A 13953-nucleotide genomic window follows, 5' to 3' on the forward strand; every position below is an offset into this window, starting at 1 on the left:
GGAATCAGGCTCGCGCCACGGGCAGGACCAGTCGCAGGCACACGGGCTGCTCGCCTCCTGCCGTCAACAAGGCCACGCTGCCGCCCAGCCGCTCGGCGATGCGCCGCACCAGGTACAACCCCAGCCCGGCGCCGGGCCGGTGCTGGGCGTTGCGGCCACGGTAATACCTTTCGAACAACTGGTCCTGGTCCGCCTGGGCAATGGGCTCTGCCGGGTTCGAGACCTGGATCTCCAGACCCTCACCCTGCCTGGTCACGTCCAGGCGGAACGATTCGCCTTCGGGCGTGTGGCGGTCTGCATTGGCCAGCAGATTGCGCAGCGCGATGCGCAGCAGGCCGGCATCGGTGATCAATTGCTGCGTGCCCCCGCCCAGGTGGCAGACGATGCGGCCGGGCGCAAAGTCCAGGCACAAGCCATCCACCAGCGCATGCAGGTCGCAGGGCTGCAGGCGTGGCTCGGCATGGGGCTGGGGTTCGGCCATGCGGTCGTCGGCCAGGCAGTCGTCCACCAGGGCCAGCAGGCGCTGGGCGGCTTCGCGGATGTTGCGGCTGCGTGCCAGCGTCTTGTCGGGCGGTGCCGCCAGATTGCGCGCCAGTTGCTGCGCACTGGTCAGGATGATGGCCAGCGGTGTGCGCAGTTCGTGCGAGACCATGGCGACAAAGTCGCGCTGCTCCTGGCGGACCCTGCGCTCCAGCACCAGCGCCTCGCTGAGTTCACTCTCGCGCAACTGGCGCTGTACAAGCTCGGCCTCCAGCAGCACCTGCTCCCGCTCTCGAACGCGGCGCCTGTGCTCGTATCCGCCGATGATCCAGCCGCTGAGCAGCAGCATGTGCGCCATGGTGCCCAGCGCGGACGCATGCGTGGACACCAGCGCGGTCAGCGCGTTCATGGGCAGCCAGCCCAGGTTGCGCAGGAAAGAGATCAGCACGCCGGCATAGAAGATGCCGAACGCCAGCATGAAGAACCGCGCCGGGGCATGGCCGCGCCGCCACAGCCAAAGGGCGAACGTGAGAAAGCCCAGGGTCAGCGGCAGGGTCATGGCCTGCACCGGGACCATGCCCGCCGAGTAGTGACCCGACACCACCAGCAGCATGCAGCACAGGCTGAACAGCCACAGCAGCGGCACGATCTGGCGCACCAGCCGCGGATACAGCGACGCCAGGTCCAGCTGCCTGCAGGCCAGTTGTATGGAAATCGCCAGGGCGGCGGCAATGCCGCATCCCAGCAGGCGGTCGCTCCAGAACCCGGGCAGGCCCGTCAGCTGCTGCACCAGCCCCAGCGATACCACCTCATTGAGCACGCAGACGCTGAGATAGGCCAGGAACAGGCCGCTCAAGGGGGCCCGCGTGCCCAGCCAGAACACCAGCTGCACGCCGATCAACAGCAGGTACAGCCCGAAATACAGGCCGAACGACAGGGCCTCGCGCCGCGTGTGGTTGTCGAACGCCAGTCGCTGCCACAGATCGATGCGGGTGACGAGCGCGTTGCGCGCGCGCAGGCGCACCAGCAACTCGTAAGACCCGGCGGCAGGCGGCTCGAACTGGAATGCCGGACTGCGGTAGTCCACCGGCCAGGCGTGGCGCGGCACTTCTTCGCCGCTGCGCCCCAGCAGCTGCCAGGGGCCACCGGATCTGCGCACGTGGACCTCCACCTCGTCCAGCAGGGCATTGCCCAGCAGCAGCATCCAGCTGCCGGGCTGCTCCACCTGCAGCGGCATGCGCAGCCAGACCGCCACCTGTGTGAAGCTGGCGTTCAGGTGACCGGGCAGCGGCTGCCATCCGGGGGCGGCGTCGGCCTGCCCGGCATCGAGCAGGCCAGCGGCGTCATCGAGCCGCTGCCACTGACCGGCGGTCTCCAGCATGGGCACATCGGGGTTCAGCAGGAGCGCCTGGGCCTGGGTCAGCAGCGGACACAGCAGCCAGGCCAGCAGCAGGAGGGTTGCACGGTAATATCGCATCGGAGGTCCACCACAGGGCCGCCAGCGTACACCAGCCTCCCGGCCTCGCCGCTCCGCCCCCTTCCTCCCCATGCTTGATGTGATCCTGCTCGAAGACGAGCCCGTGCTGCGCCATGAACTGGGTGAATTCCTGGAGGGCCTGGGCTACGCGCCGCAATGCGTTGCCAGCCTGCAGGAGTTCGACCGCCACTTCGACGCCCGGCGCCACCGCCTGGCCATCATCGACATCGGCCTGCCCGATGGCAGCGGCCTGGCCCTGATCCAGCGCCTGCGCCAGCAGGGCCAGCAACTGGGCATCATCGTGTTCAGCGCGCACAACACCAGCGCCAACCGCATCGACGGCCTGGAAAACGGAGCCGACCACTACCTGGGCAAAGGCTGTGATCTGGACGAGCTGGAGGCCACGCTGGCCGCGCTGGTGCGCCGCCTGGGCCTGCAGCAGCGCCAGGCACGCTGGCTGTTGCAGCTGGGCCCGAGCCGCCTGCTGCCCCCCTCGGCCCCGCCGGTCGCGCTCTCCCAGCAGGACCTGCTGGTGCTGCAGTGCCTCATGGGCCAGGCAGGCACCGAGGTGAGCCGCCGAAAGATCGTGCAGGCCCTGGGCGGCGACTACCTGGTCTACGACCAGCGCCGCCTGGACACCCAGATGCGCAGGCTGCGCCGCAAGGTGGAGGAGGCCAGCGGCCAGCAACTCCCCGTCAAGACGCTGCGCAACAGCGGCTATTGCTTCTACCAGGCGGGCGAAGTGCAGGCCTGAGGGCGGGCCTGAAGGCGCCCGGCCTTGGGCCCCGCAGAGAAATCAGACGACCGAACGCACCCAGCGCACGATCTCGCCGGCCGGCAAAGCGCCGGAGACACGGGCGATCTCGCGTCCCTCCTTGAACACCACCATGGTCGGGATGCTGCGGATGTTGTAGGGCTCAGCGGCCTGGGGATGGGCTTCGGTATCGAGCTTGGCCAGCTGCACGCCGGGCGCCAGCGCCTGCGCCGCCTGCTCGAAGGCCGGCGCCATCATGCGGCAGGGGCCGCACCAGGGCGCCCAGAAGTCCACCACCACCGGCGCCTGGCTGCGCCCCACATGCTTGGCAAAGCTTTGCGCATCCAGCGCCACGGGCTGGCCGGTGACCAGCGGCTGGTGGCAGCTGCCGCAGTCAGGCGCGCTACCGAGCTGGTCGGCCGCAATGCGGTTGGTGGTGTGGCAATGGGGGCAGACGAAATGCAGCTTGTCGGACATGGGCGGCCTCTTGTTCGGAAGTCATGGGGCAATGCCTGCATATACGGGCGGCGCGCCCGTGCTTCAAGCCATGCTCAGACCAGCTTGGCGATCAGGGCGGCAATCACGCTGAGCAACACGGTGCTGGCAATGGGCAGAAAAATCACGCGGCCGAACAGGCGAAAGCGGAAGTCGCCCGGCAGGCGGCCCAGGCCTATGCGCTCCAGCCAGGCGTGCAGGCCATTGAATAGCAGCAGGGCCAGGAAGATGACGAGGAGCCAGCGGATCATGGCGCCGAGTGTACGGCGGCGGCGCGTCATGGGCAGGACACATGGGCGTCCTACATTGGGAAAGTCCCGTGGCGGGAGGCTTCGGGACCATTCGCGACAAGCCCCCTTCTTCCATGGCTCCATGCCGCAACAAGACAACCCCACCATGCAACACACATCCAGGCGCCTTCTTCTCGCCATCCTGCCCGCCGCCCTGCTGGCGGCCTGCGCCAGCGCTCCGGCCCCCACCACGGCAGCCGCAGCGTCGGGCGCCATCGACAACAGCGCCCTGCAGCGCAGCGATTTCCGCGCCCACCAGGCCACCTATGGCCTGGTCTACCGACTGCCGGCCGATGCCACGGCCATCATGGACAGCCAGGTCACGCCCGTGGTGCACGAGCAGTTGCTGGGCCTGAAGCTGGTGGCCGAGGCCAATACCTTCAACCTGCCCCATGTCACCGTGGTGCATATCCACAGCGCCGACCCGACCACGCCGCGCAAGATGCTGGCCGCCCTGCCGGCATTGCCGCCCGTGCTGCAGGACGTGCACCTGAAGAATTTCTACACCACCGAGGCCGCCAAGGGCGCCGGCAAGCCGTGGTGGCTGGACCTGGGCATCGTCAAGTCCGGCCCGGCCTACGAGGCCATGATGGACTTCAACACCCGCGCCACCGCCGCCATGGCACCGCTGCGCGACGGCCCGCTGCCGCGCGTGACGGGGCCCGTCTATGCCCGCATGAACGATTCGGCCAAGACCATGGTGCAAAGCGTGGGCGTCAGCGGCATCAACCAGGTGCAGGCCGGCAAGGAGGTGCGCAGCCACAACCCGCACAACACCCTGGTCTACAGCGAAGCCACCTTCACGCCCGAGATCGAGCGCGCCATGGGCGAGACCGCCGCGCGCCTGAACCGCATCCTGCCCGGCGGCTTCACGACCACGTTCGAGAACCTGTCCATCGTGGAGCTGGGTTTCTCGGGCAACGTCACGCGCGAGATCTACCGCATCAACCTCAAGGACCAGACGGCCTACGAGGTGAGCAACGGCCGCAGCGTCCAGCGCTGAGGCCCGGGGCGGAGCTCTGGCCGGCGGCTACAGGCGGTGCGTGCGGTCGCCGCGCACAAAGCCCATGGCGTCCCAGGGCTCCACGCCCTTGGCCAGGCCGATGACCTTGAACAGCTCGCCCATCTCGTGCTCCATCATCAGCTTGGTGGCCATGGCGCGCGGGCCCTGGGCCAGGGCGTCGAGCTTGGGTCCCAGGCCGCAGTTGATGAGGAAGTGGGCCTGCGAGGTATAGCCCAGCACCTCGAAGCCCGCCTCCTGCGCGGCCACGGCCGTGCCCGTGAAGTTCACGTGGGCCGTGATGTCCTTGAGGCCGACCTCGGCCAGCGGGTCGTCGTCCACCTTGTGCAGGCGGTGGCAGACCAGGGTGCCCATGTGGCGCTGCGGGTGGAAGTATTCGGACTCGCCGAAGCCGTAGTCGATGAAGAAGGCAGCGCCCCGCGCCATGCGCTCGCCCAGCGTGCGGATGAAGGCCTCGCCCTGCGGGTGGATCTCGGTCAGGTAGTCGTGCTCGCCCTCGATCTCCATGGGCGGGCGCAGCTGCGTGGGCCGGTCTTCCCAGCCCAGGCTGCCGTCCGGCTGCAGCACCACGCCGCGCTCGTGCCAGACACCTGCCTTGCGCACCAGCAACTGCACGGGCATGGCATCCAGCACCTCGTTGCCGATGACCACGCCTTCGAGCCGATCGGGCAGGGCATCGGCCCAGTGCACCAGTCCTTCGTACTTCACCAGCCTGAGCTGCTGGCGCGCGCGCAGCGTGCCCGACAGATCGACGATGGTGTAGCGGTCCGGCCGCACGCCCAGGGCGGCCAGCTCGTCCAGCACCTGCAGCGCCAGCGCGCCCGTGCCGGCACCAAACTCCCAGACTTCGCGGGTATGCGTGCGCTGCAGCGCCTCGGCTACCTGGGCGGCCAGCAGCTGGCCGAAGACCGGAGACATCTCGGGCGCGGTCACGAAATCGCTGCCCGACGATGGCATCAGCCCGAACTTGGCGGTGTCATTGGCGTAGTAGCCCAGGCCCGGCTCGTACAGTGCCAGGGCCATGAAACGGTCGAAAGCCAGCCAGCCTCCAGAGGACGCAATCTCTTGCGCAACACGGGATTGCAGGGCGGCCGTTAAAATTGAGGGTTCTGTCGTCACGATCCGTACATTGTCCTCGAATGTCCACACCTGCCCGAACACGCACCGTTTTGGTGACCGGCGCGGCCCGCCGCCTGGGGCGCGACATCGCGCTCGCGCTTGCCAGCGCCGGCTGGCAAGTGGCCGTGCACTACCGCGACTCGCACGACGAGGCGCTGGAGACGGCCGCCGCCTGCGCTGAACTGGCCGGCGACAGCGCCGCCCTGGATGCCGATTTCTTCAACGAGGATTCGGTGCGCTCCCTGGTGCCGCGCGCCGTGGCGCACTTCGGCCACCTGGATGCCGTGGTCAACAACGCCTCGCTGTTCGAGCACGACGATGCAGGCAGCTTCAGCTACGTGGCCCTGGAAGCCCACCTGCGCAGCAACACCGGCGCGCCCATCCTGCTGGCCCATGCGCTGCATGCCCATATCGAGGACCGCGTGGCGGCTGGCGAGGAGCATGCCAGCGGCGCCGTGATCAACATGCTGGACCAGAAGCTCTGGAACCAGAACCCCGATTTCCTCAGCTACACGCTGTCCAAGGCGGCTCTCGAGGCCGCCGGCACCATGCTGGCGCTGGCGCTGGCACCGCGCGTGCGCGTCGTCGGCGTGGCCCCGGGCCTGACGCTGACCAGCCACATGCTGAGCCAGGAGCGCTTCGAGTCGCTGCACCGCCTCAGCCCGCTGGGCCGCTCGTCCAGCGCGGCCGACGTGGCCGCCACCGTGTGCTTTGCGCTGGACAACCAGTCCATCACCGGCACCACCTTGCTGGTCGATGGCGGCCAGCACCTGCAGCGCTTCGAGCGCGACTTTTCCATGATGTAGGCGCCTGCGCGCGCCACCCCAAACACTCCACGGCTTTTCCCCATGCACTCCGCCACCGGACAACAGATCCTGACGCTCACGGGTTTGCGCTTCGACGCCAACCTGGGCATCCTCGCCCACGAAAAACAGATGCCCCAGCCAATCCAGGTCGATGCCGAGCTGAGCCTGGGCACCCAACCGCTGGCGCCGCGCGACGACGACATCCTGCATGTGCTGGACTACCGCAAGGTGCGCCAGATCATCATCGATGAATGCACGGCCGAGCATGTGAACCTGCTGGAGAGCCTGATCGGCAAGCTGGCCCAGCGCCTGATGCAGCTGCCCGGCGTGCTGGGCGTGCGCGTGAAAATCGCCAAGCTGGAAATCTTTGAAGACTGCGAAGTGGCCATTCGCATCGAAACCGGACAATGGTGAACCCCATGAATGCAGTGACCGACAACCCCTGGCTGGCCGAAGAAGCCGCCCCCGAAACCGCCGCCGCCGATGCGGATGCCCAAGCCCATACCGCGAACGGCAACCGCATCAAGATCGAGCGCGAACAGGTCAAGCTGGAAAAGCGCCTGTGCCGCGAGGTGGGCCGCGCCATCACCGACTTCAACATGATCGAGGAAGGCGACAAGATCATGGTCTGCATGTCGGGCGGCAAGGACAGCTACACGATGCTGGACGTGCTGCGCAAGCTGCAAAAGCGCGCGCCCGTCAAATTCGAGCTGGTGGCCGTGAACCTCGACCAGAAGCAGCCCGGTTTTCCTGACCATGTGCTGCCCGAGTACTTCAAGAGCATCGGCGTGGACTACCACATCGAAACGCAGGACACCTACAGCGTGGTCAAGCGCGTGGTGCCCGAGGGCAAGACCACCTGCGGCCTGTGCTCGCGCCTGCGCCGCGCCATCCTGTACAAGGTGGCCGACGAGCTGGGCTGCACCAAGGTGGCCCTGGGCCACCACCGCGACGACATCGTGCAGACGCTGATGCTCAACATGTTCTACGGCGGCCGCATGAAGGGCATGCCCCCGAAGCTGGTCTCGGACGACGGCAAGCATGTGGTGATCCGCCCGCTGTGCTACGTGCCCGAGAAGGACACCGTCCGCTGGGCCCAGTACCAGAACTTCCCCATCATCCCCTGCAACCTCTGCGGCAGCCAGGACGGCCTGCAGCGCGTGGCCGTGGGCGAGCTGCTGCGCGAATGGGACAAGAAATTCCCGGGCCGCGTGGAAAGCATGTTCCGCGCCATGGGCCACATCGTGACCACGCACATGATGGACCCCGAACTGCACGACTTCAAGAACGCCAAGGCCACCGGCATTGCCGACCCCAACGGCGACATGGCCTTCGACCATGAAGAGATGCCCGTCTCCGCATCACTGCCCGGCCTGCAGGTGGTACAACTGTCGTCCTGACGGCTGAACCTATAACAATCGCCCCACTCCAACCAAGGCCCGTGCAAACGGGCCTTTTTTCGACCAAGGAGTACACCATGAAGCTGCGCTGCATCCATGTCCTGGCCATCGTGGCCACGGCCTTGCTCACGGGCTGCGCCAGCGTGCGCGAAGTCCAGAGCACCGTCCAGAGCTATTCCACGCTGGGCGCCCTGCCCGCGCCGCCCACCTACCGCCTGGAAGTGCTGCCCTCGCAACGCGAGGCGCAGACGCATTTCGCGGCCATCGAGTCCCAGGCCCAGCAGGCCCTGGGCCGCGTGGGCCTGCAGCGTGACGACTCCCGGGCCAGCCTGATCGTGCAGATCGGCGCCGACGCACGCTATGCGCGAGACTACGCCGCCTGGCCCTACTACGACCGCTGGGGCGGCCCGCGCTGGGGTTGGGGCGTGGGCTACGGGCGCGGCTGGGGCATGGGCTTTGGCGGCAGCTTCATGTTCGACGGCCCGCCGCTGGAGTACTACCGCGCCGTCAGCATCGTGATGCGCAACGCCACCACGCAGCAGATCGTCTACGAGACCTCGGCCCAGCGCCAGGATGTGTGGACCGACGACCCGGCCATCTTCGGCATCCTGTTCGACGCCGCCCTGACCGGCTTCCCCAACCCGCCCAAGGGCTCGCGCGTGGTGCGCACCACCATCGGTCCGGTGCAGCAGGGTGGCGCGCCGGCGCAGCCGCCGGCCCAGGCGGCGCCTGCGGCGCAGGCAGCACCGGCCACGCCAGCACCCGCCCGGTAAGTCATCGTGTCTCAGAAGCAAAGGCCTGCATCCGCAGGCCTTTTTTGCATGGTGATGGCGCTTGAAGCAGTGCCTCAGTGCACATGCTCCATATCCGGCACGGCAGCCATCAGCGCGCGCGTGTATGCATGCTGCGGCGCATCGAGCACGGCGCCGGCCTCGCCGGTCTCGACCAGGCGGCCGCGCTGCATGACGCCGATGTCGTCGCACATGTGGCGGATCACGGCCAGGTTGTGGCTGATGAGCAGATAGGTCAGGCCGAACTCCTCCTGCAGGTCGCGCATGAGGTTGAGCACCTGGGCCTGGACCGAGACGTCCAGCGCCGAGGTGGGCTCGTCGCAGATGATGAACTCGGGCCGGCTGGCCAGGGCGCGCGCGATGGCGATGCGCTGGCGCTGCCCGCCCGAGAACTGGTGCGGATACTTGCGCGCATCGTCGGGCTTCATGCGCACGCGGCGCAGCGCCTCCTGCACGCGCTCGGCCGTCTCGTCCTTGCCGGCCGTGAGGGCCAGCACCTGCAGGGGCTCGGCAATCAGTTCCTGCACGGTCCAGCGCGGGTTCAGGCTGGCATACGGGTCCTGGAAAATCATCTGGAAGCGCCGGCGCATGGCCACGGTCTGGGCGGCCGGGCTCCACTTGTCCACGCCGTCGAACAGCACGGTGCCGCTGGTGGGCGGCGTCAGCCCCGCCACCATGCGCGCCACCGTGGATTTGCCCGAACCGGACTCACCGACCAGGCCGAAGGTGGAGCCCCTGCGGATGGAGAAGCCGACGCCGTCCACGGCCTTGAGGATCTTTTTGTCCTCGCGCGCCAGCAGCCGGGCCAGCCAGCCGCTGGACAGGTCGAACTCCTTGCACAGATCCCTGACCTCCAGCAGGGCAGCCGCGGGCTCCTGCGCACCGGCCCCAGGCTGCCAGGGCACGGCGGGCGCGGCCGGGCCGCCGCCCACCTCGGGCACGGGCAGGCGCTGCACGCGGTGGTGCACGCTGGGAATGGCGCCCATCAGCACCTGGGTGTAGGGCTGCTGCGGTGCGTCCAGCACCTGGCGCACGGGGCCGGTTTCCAGCACGCCGCCCTGGTACATGACCATGACGCGGTCGGCCGTCTCGGCGATGACGCCCATGTCGTGCGTGATCAGCATGGCGGCCGCGCCGCGCTCCTTGCACACGCGGCGCAGCAGGGCAATGATCTGCGCCTGCACGGATACGTCCAGCGCCGTGGTGGGCTCGTCGGCAATGATGAGTTCGGGCTCGGCGCACAGCGCCAGGGCGATGGCCACACGCTGGCGCATGCCGCCCGAGAACTGGTGCGGATACTGGGCCATGCGCTCGCGCGCCTGCGGGATCTCCACCTCTTCGAGCAGGGCCAGCGCGCGCGCTTCAGCCTCCTTCTCGGAGACGGGCAGGTGCGTGCGGATGGTCTCCACCAGGTGCCGGCCCACGGTATAGACCGGGTTCAGGCTGGTCAGCGGGTCCTGGAAGATGGAGCCTATGCGCCGGCCGCGTATGCGCCGCAGGTCCTCGCCGCGCAGCGTGTCGATGCGCTCGCCGCGCAGCTGCACCGTGCCGGCCGAGATGCGGCCCGGCGGCTCGATCAGGCCGATCACGGCGGCGCCCGTCATGGACTTGCCCGCGCCTGACTCGCCCACCACGCCCAGGATCTCGCCGGGCGCGATGTCGAAGGACACATCGTCCAGCACCTGCACGGGGCCCTTGTAGGTGTCGAAGGTGACGGACAGGCCGCGAACGCTCAGCACCGGAGGCTGTGCAGGGGGCTGCCCGGATTCTTGTGTCGTGCTCATTGCAGCTTGGGGTTCAGTGCGTCGCGCAGCCAGTCGCCGACGAGGTTGACGGACAGCGCCAGCGCCAGCAGCACCAGCGAGGGGAACAGCAATATCCACCACTCGCCCGAGAACAGGAAGCCCTGGCCGATGCGGATCAGCGTGCCCAGCGAAGGCTGGGTGGGCGGCAGGCCCACGCCCAGGTAGGACAGCGTGGACTCGGCCACGATGGCATGCGCGAAGCTGATGGTGGCGATCACCAGGATGGGCGCCAGCAGGTTGGGCAGGATGTGGCGCACCAGGATGGCCACGCGGCTGCGGCCAATGAGCTGGGCCGCCAGCACGTAGTCCTTGTGCTTTTCCACCATCACCGCGCCGCGAACGGTGCGTGCGTACTGCACCCAGTCGGACAGGCCGATGGCCACGATGATCACGAAGACCGCCATGTCGTCGCGGTAGCCCTCGGGCAGCAGGCCGCGTGCGATGCCGAAGACCAGCAGCGCCACCAGGATCACGGGAAAGGTCAGCTGCACATCGGCGATGCGCATCATCAGCGTGTCGAACCAGCCGCCCGCATAGCCGCAGACCAGGCCCAGCGGCACGCCGATCAGCAGGGACAGCCCCACGGCCGACACGCCCACCAGCACCGACATGCGCAGCCCATAGAGGATGGCGCTCCACACATCGCGGCCCTGGTCGTCCGAGCCCAGCGCGTACAGCGTGCCGCTGGTGCCCGCCTGGCCCGGGGGCGTGAAGGCATCCATCAGGTCCAGATTGGCGGGATCGAAGGGGTTCTGCCAGGCCAGCCAGGGCGACAGCAGCGTGGCCGCCACGATCAGCGCCAGCACCAGCGCCGCCGCCTGCACCAGGCGCGAGCGTGCAAAGGCGCGCTTGACCGGCGAGTCGCTGGCGCGCCAGCCCGTGGGAGGGATTGCTTGTTTGGCGGAATCGGTCATCGGTTTCTCAAGCGGGGGTCCACGATCACGTACAGGAAATCGACGAGCAGGTTGATACCCACGTACAGCAGCGCGATGAACATCAGGTAGGCGGCGATCAGCGGCACGTCCACGCCCTGGATGGAGGAGATGAACAGCAGGCCCACGCCGGGCCACTGGAACACGGTCTCGGTGACGATGGCAAAGGCGATCAGCGAGCCGATCTGCAGGCCCGCGATGGTGATCACGGGAATCAGGGTGTTGCGCAGCGCATGGCCGAAGTACAGGTCGCGCTCGCGCAGCCCGCGCGCACGGCCGAAGCGCATGTAGTCGGCGCGCAGCACCTCCAGCATCTCGGCGCGCACCAGGCGCATGATCAGCGTCATGTTGTAGAAGCCCAGCGTGATGGCCGGCAGGATCAGCGCCGACCAGCCCGAGGCCGTCAGCAGCCCGGTCTCCCAGCCGCCCAGCTTCACCGTCTCGCCGCGCCCGAAGGACGGCAGCCAGCGCAGCTCCACGGCAAACAGGTAGATCAGGGCGATGCCGATCAGGAAGGTGGGCAGGGACACGCCCACCAGCGACACCGTCATGATCGAGCGGCTCAGCCAGCCCTCTCGCCGTATGGCCGTGTACACGCCCAGCGCCACGCCGATGACCAGGGCGAACAGCGCCGCCGTCATCGCCAGCTCCAGCGTGGCGGGCAGGCGCTCGGCAATGATCTCGGTCACGGGGCGCTTGAGCCGGTAGGAGATGCCCAGGTCGCCCTGCAGCACCTTGCCCACGTAGCCCAGGTACTGCAGGGGCACGGGCTTGTTGAAGCCCAGGCTTTCCGTCAGCGCCTCGCGCTCGGCAACCGTCGCGTCCTCGCCCAGCAGGCTGATCGTGGGATCGCCGATATGGCGGAACACCATGAACGAGACAAAGGAAACGGCCAGCAGGACCAGGGCGGACTGGCCCAGCCGGCGCAGCAGATGGACCAGCATCGGTGCTTACTTCTTCTCGAACTTGACGAACTTGAAGTGCAGCGCGTTGTCCGGGTGCACGGGCACATTGATCCGGGGCACGGACGCGAAGTGGATCACCTGGTCATGCAGCGCAATGTAGAAGCGCTCCTTTTGCACGGTCTCCCAGATGCTCTTGATGGTTGCATCGCGCTTTGCCTTGTCGCTCTCCGAGGACAGGGACAGGATCTTGGCATCCACATCGGCATTGCTGTAGTGCGTCGCGTTCTGCGCGCCACGGCTGTCCTTGCCGCGCGTGTGCACCAGGAAGTCGAAGATGTAGGCCGAGTCATAGGTGGGCACGCCCCAGCCGTACAGGTAGAAGTCGCTGTCCGCCTTGGTCAGCGACACGCTGTGCATGGCGATCGGCCGGGCCGAGACTTCGGTCTTGATGCCGATGCGGCCCAGGAAGCCCGCCACCGCCGTGGCAATGGCCTCGTCGTTCACATAGCGGTCATTGGGTGTGTTCAGCGTGATGGTGAAGCCGTTGGGGTAGCCCGCCTCGGCCAGCAGCTGCTTGGCCTTGGCGGCATCCGCCTTGGGATAGGCCGCGAAGGCCTTGTCGTAGCCATTGACGAACGACGGCGCGATCACGCCCGTGGGAATCGACAGGCCGCGCATCACCGAGCGCTTGATCGCATCGCGGTCGATGGCCAGCTCGATGGCCTGGCGCACCTTGGGATCGGCCAGCGGATTCTTGCCCTTGACGTTGCTGCTCTTGAGCTCTGCCGCACCCACGTTCAGTCCCAGGAAGATGGAGCGGTTCTCGGGGCCTTCATTGATGCGCAGGCGCTTGTCCTGCTTCAGGCGCGCCACGTCCTGCGCGGGAATGTCCTGGGCGAAGTCCACCTCGCCCGACAGCAGGGCCGCCACGCGCGTGGCCGGGGACTTGATGGGCAGGTAGACCAGCTCGGTCACCTGCAGCGGGAACTGGCCCTTGCCCCAGTAATCGGGGTTGAGCTTCATCACCGTCTTCGAATCGACCTCGCGGCTAGCCAGCACATAGGCGCCCGTGCCGTTGGCTGCGCGCGTGGCGCCGTTCTCGGTCTTGCTGGCCGTGTCCTGCGTGGTCTCGGCGCCGTTGGCCTTGGACCACTTCTCGCTCATGATGAAGAGATTGGTCAGGTTGTCGGGGAAGATCAGGTTCGGGCCCTTGGTCTTCACCTGCACCGTGAGATCGTCCACGGCCTTGGCCTCCTCCATCGAGGACAGCAGGGACTTGACCTGGGCGTTCTCGCCCTTGGCGCGGTTCAGCGAGAAGACCACGTCGCGCGCCGTGAACGGCGTGCCGTCATGGAACTTGACGTTGGGACGCAGCTTGAACTCCCAGACCGACGGGTCGGAGGTCATCTTCCACGAGGTGGCCAGCGTGGGCACCAGCTTGCCGTCGGCCGAACGGATGACCAGGGTTTCGTAGATCTGGTGCAGCAGCACGAAATTGGTGCCCACGTTGAAGGCATGCGGGTCCAGCGACGTCGGATCGGAGCCGCGCGCCCAGCGCACGGTCTCGGCCTGGGCCAGCGCGGCCGAGGTCAACAGGCCTGCGGCCAGCAAAGAACTGCCCAGAATCTTCATGATCATTTGTCTGCTCCCCTGTGGATTGATTGGAAGGGCGGCGGTC

The 13953-nt window shown here is 67.6% G+C and carries 14 protein-coding genes; 6 read left to right on the plus strand and 8 right to left on the minus strand.

Features of this window, described 5'->3' with window-relative positions:
• Positions 1–4: 4 nt before the first annotated feature.
• A complete protein-coding gene (locus tag DELCS14_RS26005; RefSeq protein WP_013804274.1) occupies positions 5–1957 on the minus strand; it encodes a sensor histidine kinase in 1953 nt (650 codons plus the stop codon).
• A 70-nt stretch (positions 1958–2027) separates the two neighbouring features.
• On the opposite strand from DELCS14_RS26005, the gene DELCS14_RS26010 reads away from it, so the two are divergent.
• Positions 2028–2711: a response regulator transcription factor gene (locus DELCS14_RS26010; protein ID WP_013804275.1), complete on the plus strand. Its 684-nt coding sequence runs from the start codon at positions 2028–2030 to the stop codon at positions 2709–2711.
• Positions 2712–2753: 42 nt separating this feature from the next.
• Here the strand turns inward: DELCS14_RS26010 and trxC are convergent, their stop codons facing one another.
• Together trxC and DELCS14_RS26020 are read right to left on the minus strand one after the other, a co-directional pair.
• Complete coding sequence (gene trxC, locus DELCS14_RS26015) at positions 2754–3188, minus strand: thioredoxin TrxC (RefSeq protein WP_013804276.1); 435 nt, start codon at positions 3186–3188, stop codon at positions 2754–2756.
• A gap of 74 nt (positions 3189–3262) precedes the next feature.
• Positions 3263–3457: a DUF2905 domain-containing protein gene (locus tag DELCS14_RS26020; protein ID WP_012203183.1), complete on the minus strand. Its 195-nt coding sequence runs from the start codon at positions 3455–3457 to the stop codon at positions 3263–3265.
• A gap of 145 nt (positions 3458–3602) precedes the next feature.
• Between DELCS14_RS26020 and DELCS14_RS26025 the strand changes: the two genes are divergently transcribed.
• On the plus strand, positions 3603–4499 hold the full coding sequence (locus tag DELCS14_RS26025; protein WP_043796932.1) for a hypothetical protein: 897 nt from the start codon (positions 3603–3605) through the stop codon (positions 4497–4499).
• Positions 4500–4526: 27 nt separating this feature from the next.
• Here DELCS14_RS26025 and DELCS14_RS26030 read toward each other — a convergent pair whose 3' ends face one another.
• Positions 4527–5540, minus strand: a complete 1014-nt coding sequence (locus tag DELCS14_RS26030; RefSeq protein ID WP_043796457.1) for an SAM-dependent methyltransferase — start codon at positions 5538–5540, stop codon at positions 4527–4529.
• Positions 5541–5656: 116 nt separating this feature from the next.
• Here DELCS14_RS26030 and DELCS14_RS26035 point away from each other — a divergent pair, with 116 nt between their 5' ends.
• The 4 genes from DELCS14_RS26035 (at position 5657) to DELCS14_RS26050 (ending at position 8615) form a co-directional block, all read left to right on the plus strand.
• Complete coding sequence (locus DELCS14_RS26035; RefSeq protein WP_013804280.1) at positions 5657–6442, plus strand: SDR family oxidoreductase; 786 nt, start codon at positions 5657–5659, stop codon at positions 6440–6442.
• A 42-nt stretch (positions 6443–6484) separates the two neighbouring features.
• Positions 6485–6856, plus strand: coding sequence for a dihydroneopterin aldolase (locus DELCS14_RS26040; RefSeq protein ID WP_013804281.1), 372 nt, complete (start codon positions 6485–6487; stop codon positions 6854–6856).
• On the plus strand, positions 6850–7842 hold the full coding sequence (ttcA, locus tag DELCS14_RS26045) for a tRNA 2-thiocytidine(32) synthetase TtcA (protein WP_013804282.1): 993 nt from the start codon (positions 6850–6852) through the stop codon (positions 7840–7842). The genes DELCS14_RS26040 and ttcA overlap by 7 nt, the downstream gene beginning before the upstream one ends.
• A gap of 77 nt (positions 7843–7919) precedes the next feature.
• On the plus strand, positions 7920–8615 hold the full coding sequence (locus tag DELCS14_RS26050; protein WP_013804283.1) for a DUF4136 domain-containing protein: 696 nt from the start codon (positions 7920–7922) through the stop codon (positions 8613–8615).
• Positions 8616–8689: 74 nt separating this feature from the next.
• Here the strand turns inward: DELCS14_RS26050 and DELCS14_RS26055 are convergent, their stop codons facing one another.
• Genes DELCS14_RS26055 through DELCS14_RS26070 form a run of 4 tightly spaced genes read right to left on the minus strand, consistent with a single transcriptional unit; the run spans position 8690 to position 13913 of the window.
• The gene (locus tag DELCS14_RS26055) at positions 8690–10417 is read right to left on the minus strand and encodes an ABC transporter ATP-binding protein (RefSeq protein ID WP_013804284.1); all 1728 of its coding nucleotides are present in this window, start codon (positions 10415–10417) and stop codon (positions 8690–8692) included.
• Positions 10414–11352, minus strand: coding sequence for an ABC transporter permease (locus DELCS14_RS26060; protein WP_012203172.1), 939 nt, complete (start codon positions 11350–11352; stop codon positions 10414–10416). Before DELCS14_RS26060 ends, DELCS14_RS26055 begins: the two co-directional genes overlap by 4 nt.
• Positions 11349–12314 carry an ABC transporter permease gene (locus DELCS14_RS26065; RefSeq protein ID WP_012203171.1) on the minus strand — a complete coding sequence of 322 codons (966 nt, stop codon included), beginning with the start codon at positions 12312–12314 and terminating at the stop codon, positions 11349–11351. Before DELCS14_RS26065 ends, DELCS14_RS26060 begins: the two co-directional genes overlap by 4 nt.
• A 6-nt stretch (positions 12315–12320) precedes the next feature.
• Positions 12321–13913: an ABC transporter substrate-binding protein gene (locus tag DELCS14_RS26070; RefSeq protein WP_013804285.1), complete on the minus strand. Its 1593-nt coding sequence runs from the start codon at positions 13911–13913 to the stop codon at positions 12321–12323.
• Positions 13914–13953: the final 40 nt, after the last annotated feature.

The sequence above is a fragment of the Delftia sp. Cs1-4 genome (assembly GCF_000214395.1).
Classification (GTDB): domain Bacteria; phylum Pseudomonadota; class Gammaproteobacteria; order Burkholderiales; family Burkholderiaceae_C; genus Comamonas; species Comamonas acidovorans.

Excerpts from the sequence above, each read along its gene's own strand:
- ttcA (WP_013804282.1), top strand. The coding sequence starts at position 6,850 with ATGGTGAACCCCATGAATGCAGTGACCGACAACCCCTGGCTGGCCGAA.
- trxC (WP_013804276.1), bottom strand. The coding sequence starts at position 3,188 with ATGTCCGACAAGCTGCATTTCGTCTGCCCCCATTGCCACACCACCAAC.
- DELCS14_RS26030 (WP_043796457.1), bottom strand. The coding sequence starts at position 5,540 with ATGGCCCTGGCACTGTACGAGCCGGGCCTGGGCTACTACGCCAATGAC.
- DELCS14_RS26035 (WP_013804280.1), top strand. The coding sequence starts at position 5,657 with ATGTCCACACCTGCCCGAACACGCACCGTTTTGGTGACCGGCGCGGCC.
- DELCS14_RS26040 (WP_013804281.1), top strand. The coding sequence starts at position 6,485 with ATGCACTCCGCCACCGGACAACAGATCCTGACGCTCACGGGTTTGCGC.
- DELCS14_RS26005 (WP_013804274.1), bottom strand. The coding sequence starts at position 1,957 with ATGCGATATTACCGTGCAACCCTCCTGCTGCTGGCCTGGCTGCTGTGT.
- DELCS14_RS26060 (WP_012203172.1), bottom strand. The coding sequence starts at position 11,352 with ATGACCGATTCCGCCAAACAAGCAATCCCTCCCACGGGCTGGCGCGCC.
- DELCS14_RS26020 (WP_012203183.1), bottom strand. The coding sequence starts at position 3,457 with ATGATCCGCTGGCTCCTCGTCATCTTCCTGGCCCTGCTGCTATTCAAT.
- DELCS14_RS26050 (WP_013804283.1), top strand. The coding sequence starts at position 7,920 with ATGAAGCTGCGCTGCATCCATGTCCTGGCCATCGTGGCCACGGCCTTG.
- DELCS14_RS26065 (WP_012203171.1), bottom strand. The coding sequence starts at position 12,314 with ATGCTGGTCCATCTGCTGCGCCGGCTGGGCCAGTCCGCCCTGGTCCTG.
- DELCS14_RS26070 (WP_013804285.1), bottom strand. The coding sequence starts at position 13,913 with ATGATCATGAAGATTCTGGGCAGTTCTTTGCTGGCCGCAGGCCTGTTG.
- DELCS14_RS26055 (WP_013804284.1), bottom strand. The coding sequence starts at position 10,417 with ATGAGCACGACACAAGAATCCGGGCAGCCCCCTGCACAGCCTCCGGTG.
- DELCS14_RS26025 (WP_043796932.1), top strand. The coding sequence starts at position 3,603 with ATGCAACACACATCCAGGCGCCTTCTTCTCGCCATCCTGCCCGCCGCC.
- DELCS14_RS26010 (WP_013804275.1), top strand. The coding sequence starts at position 2,028 with ATGCTTGATGTGATCCTGCTCGAAGACGAGCCCGTGCTGCGCCATGAA.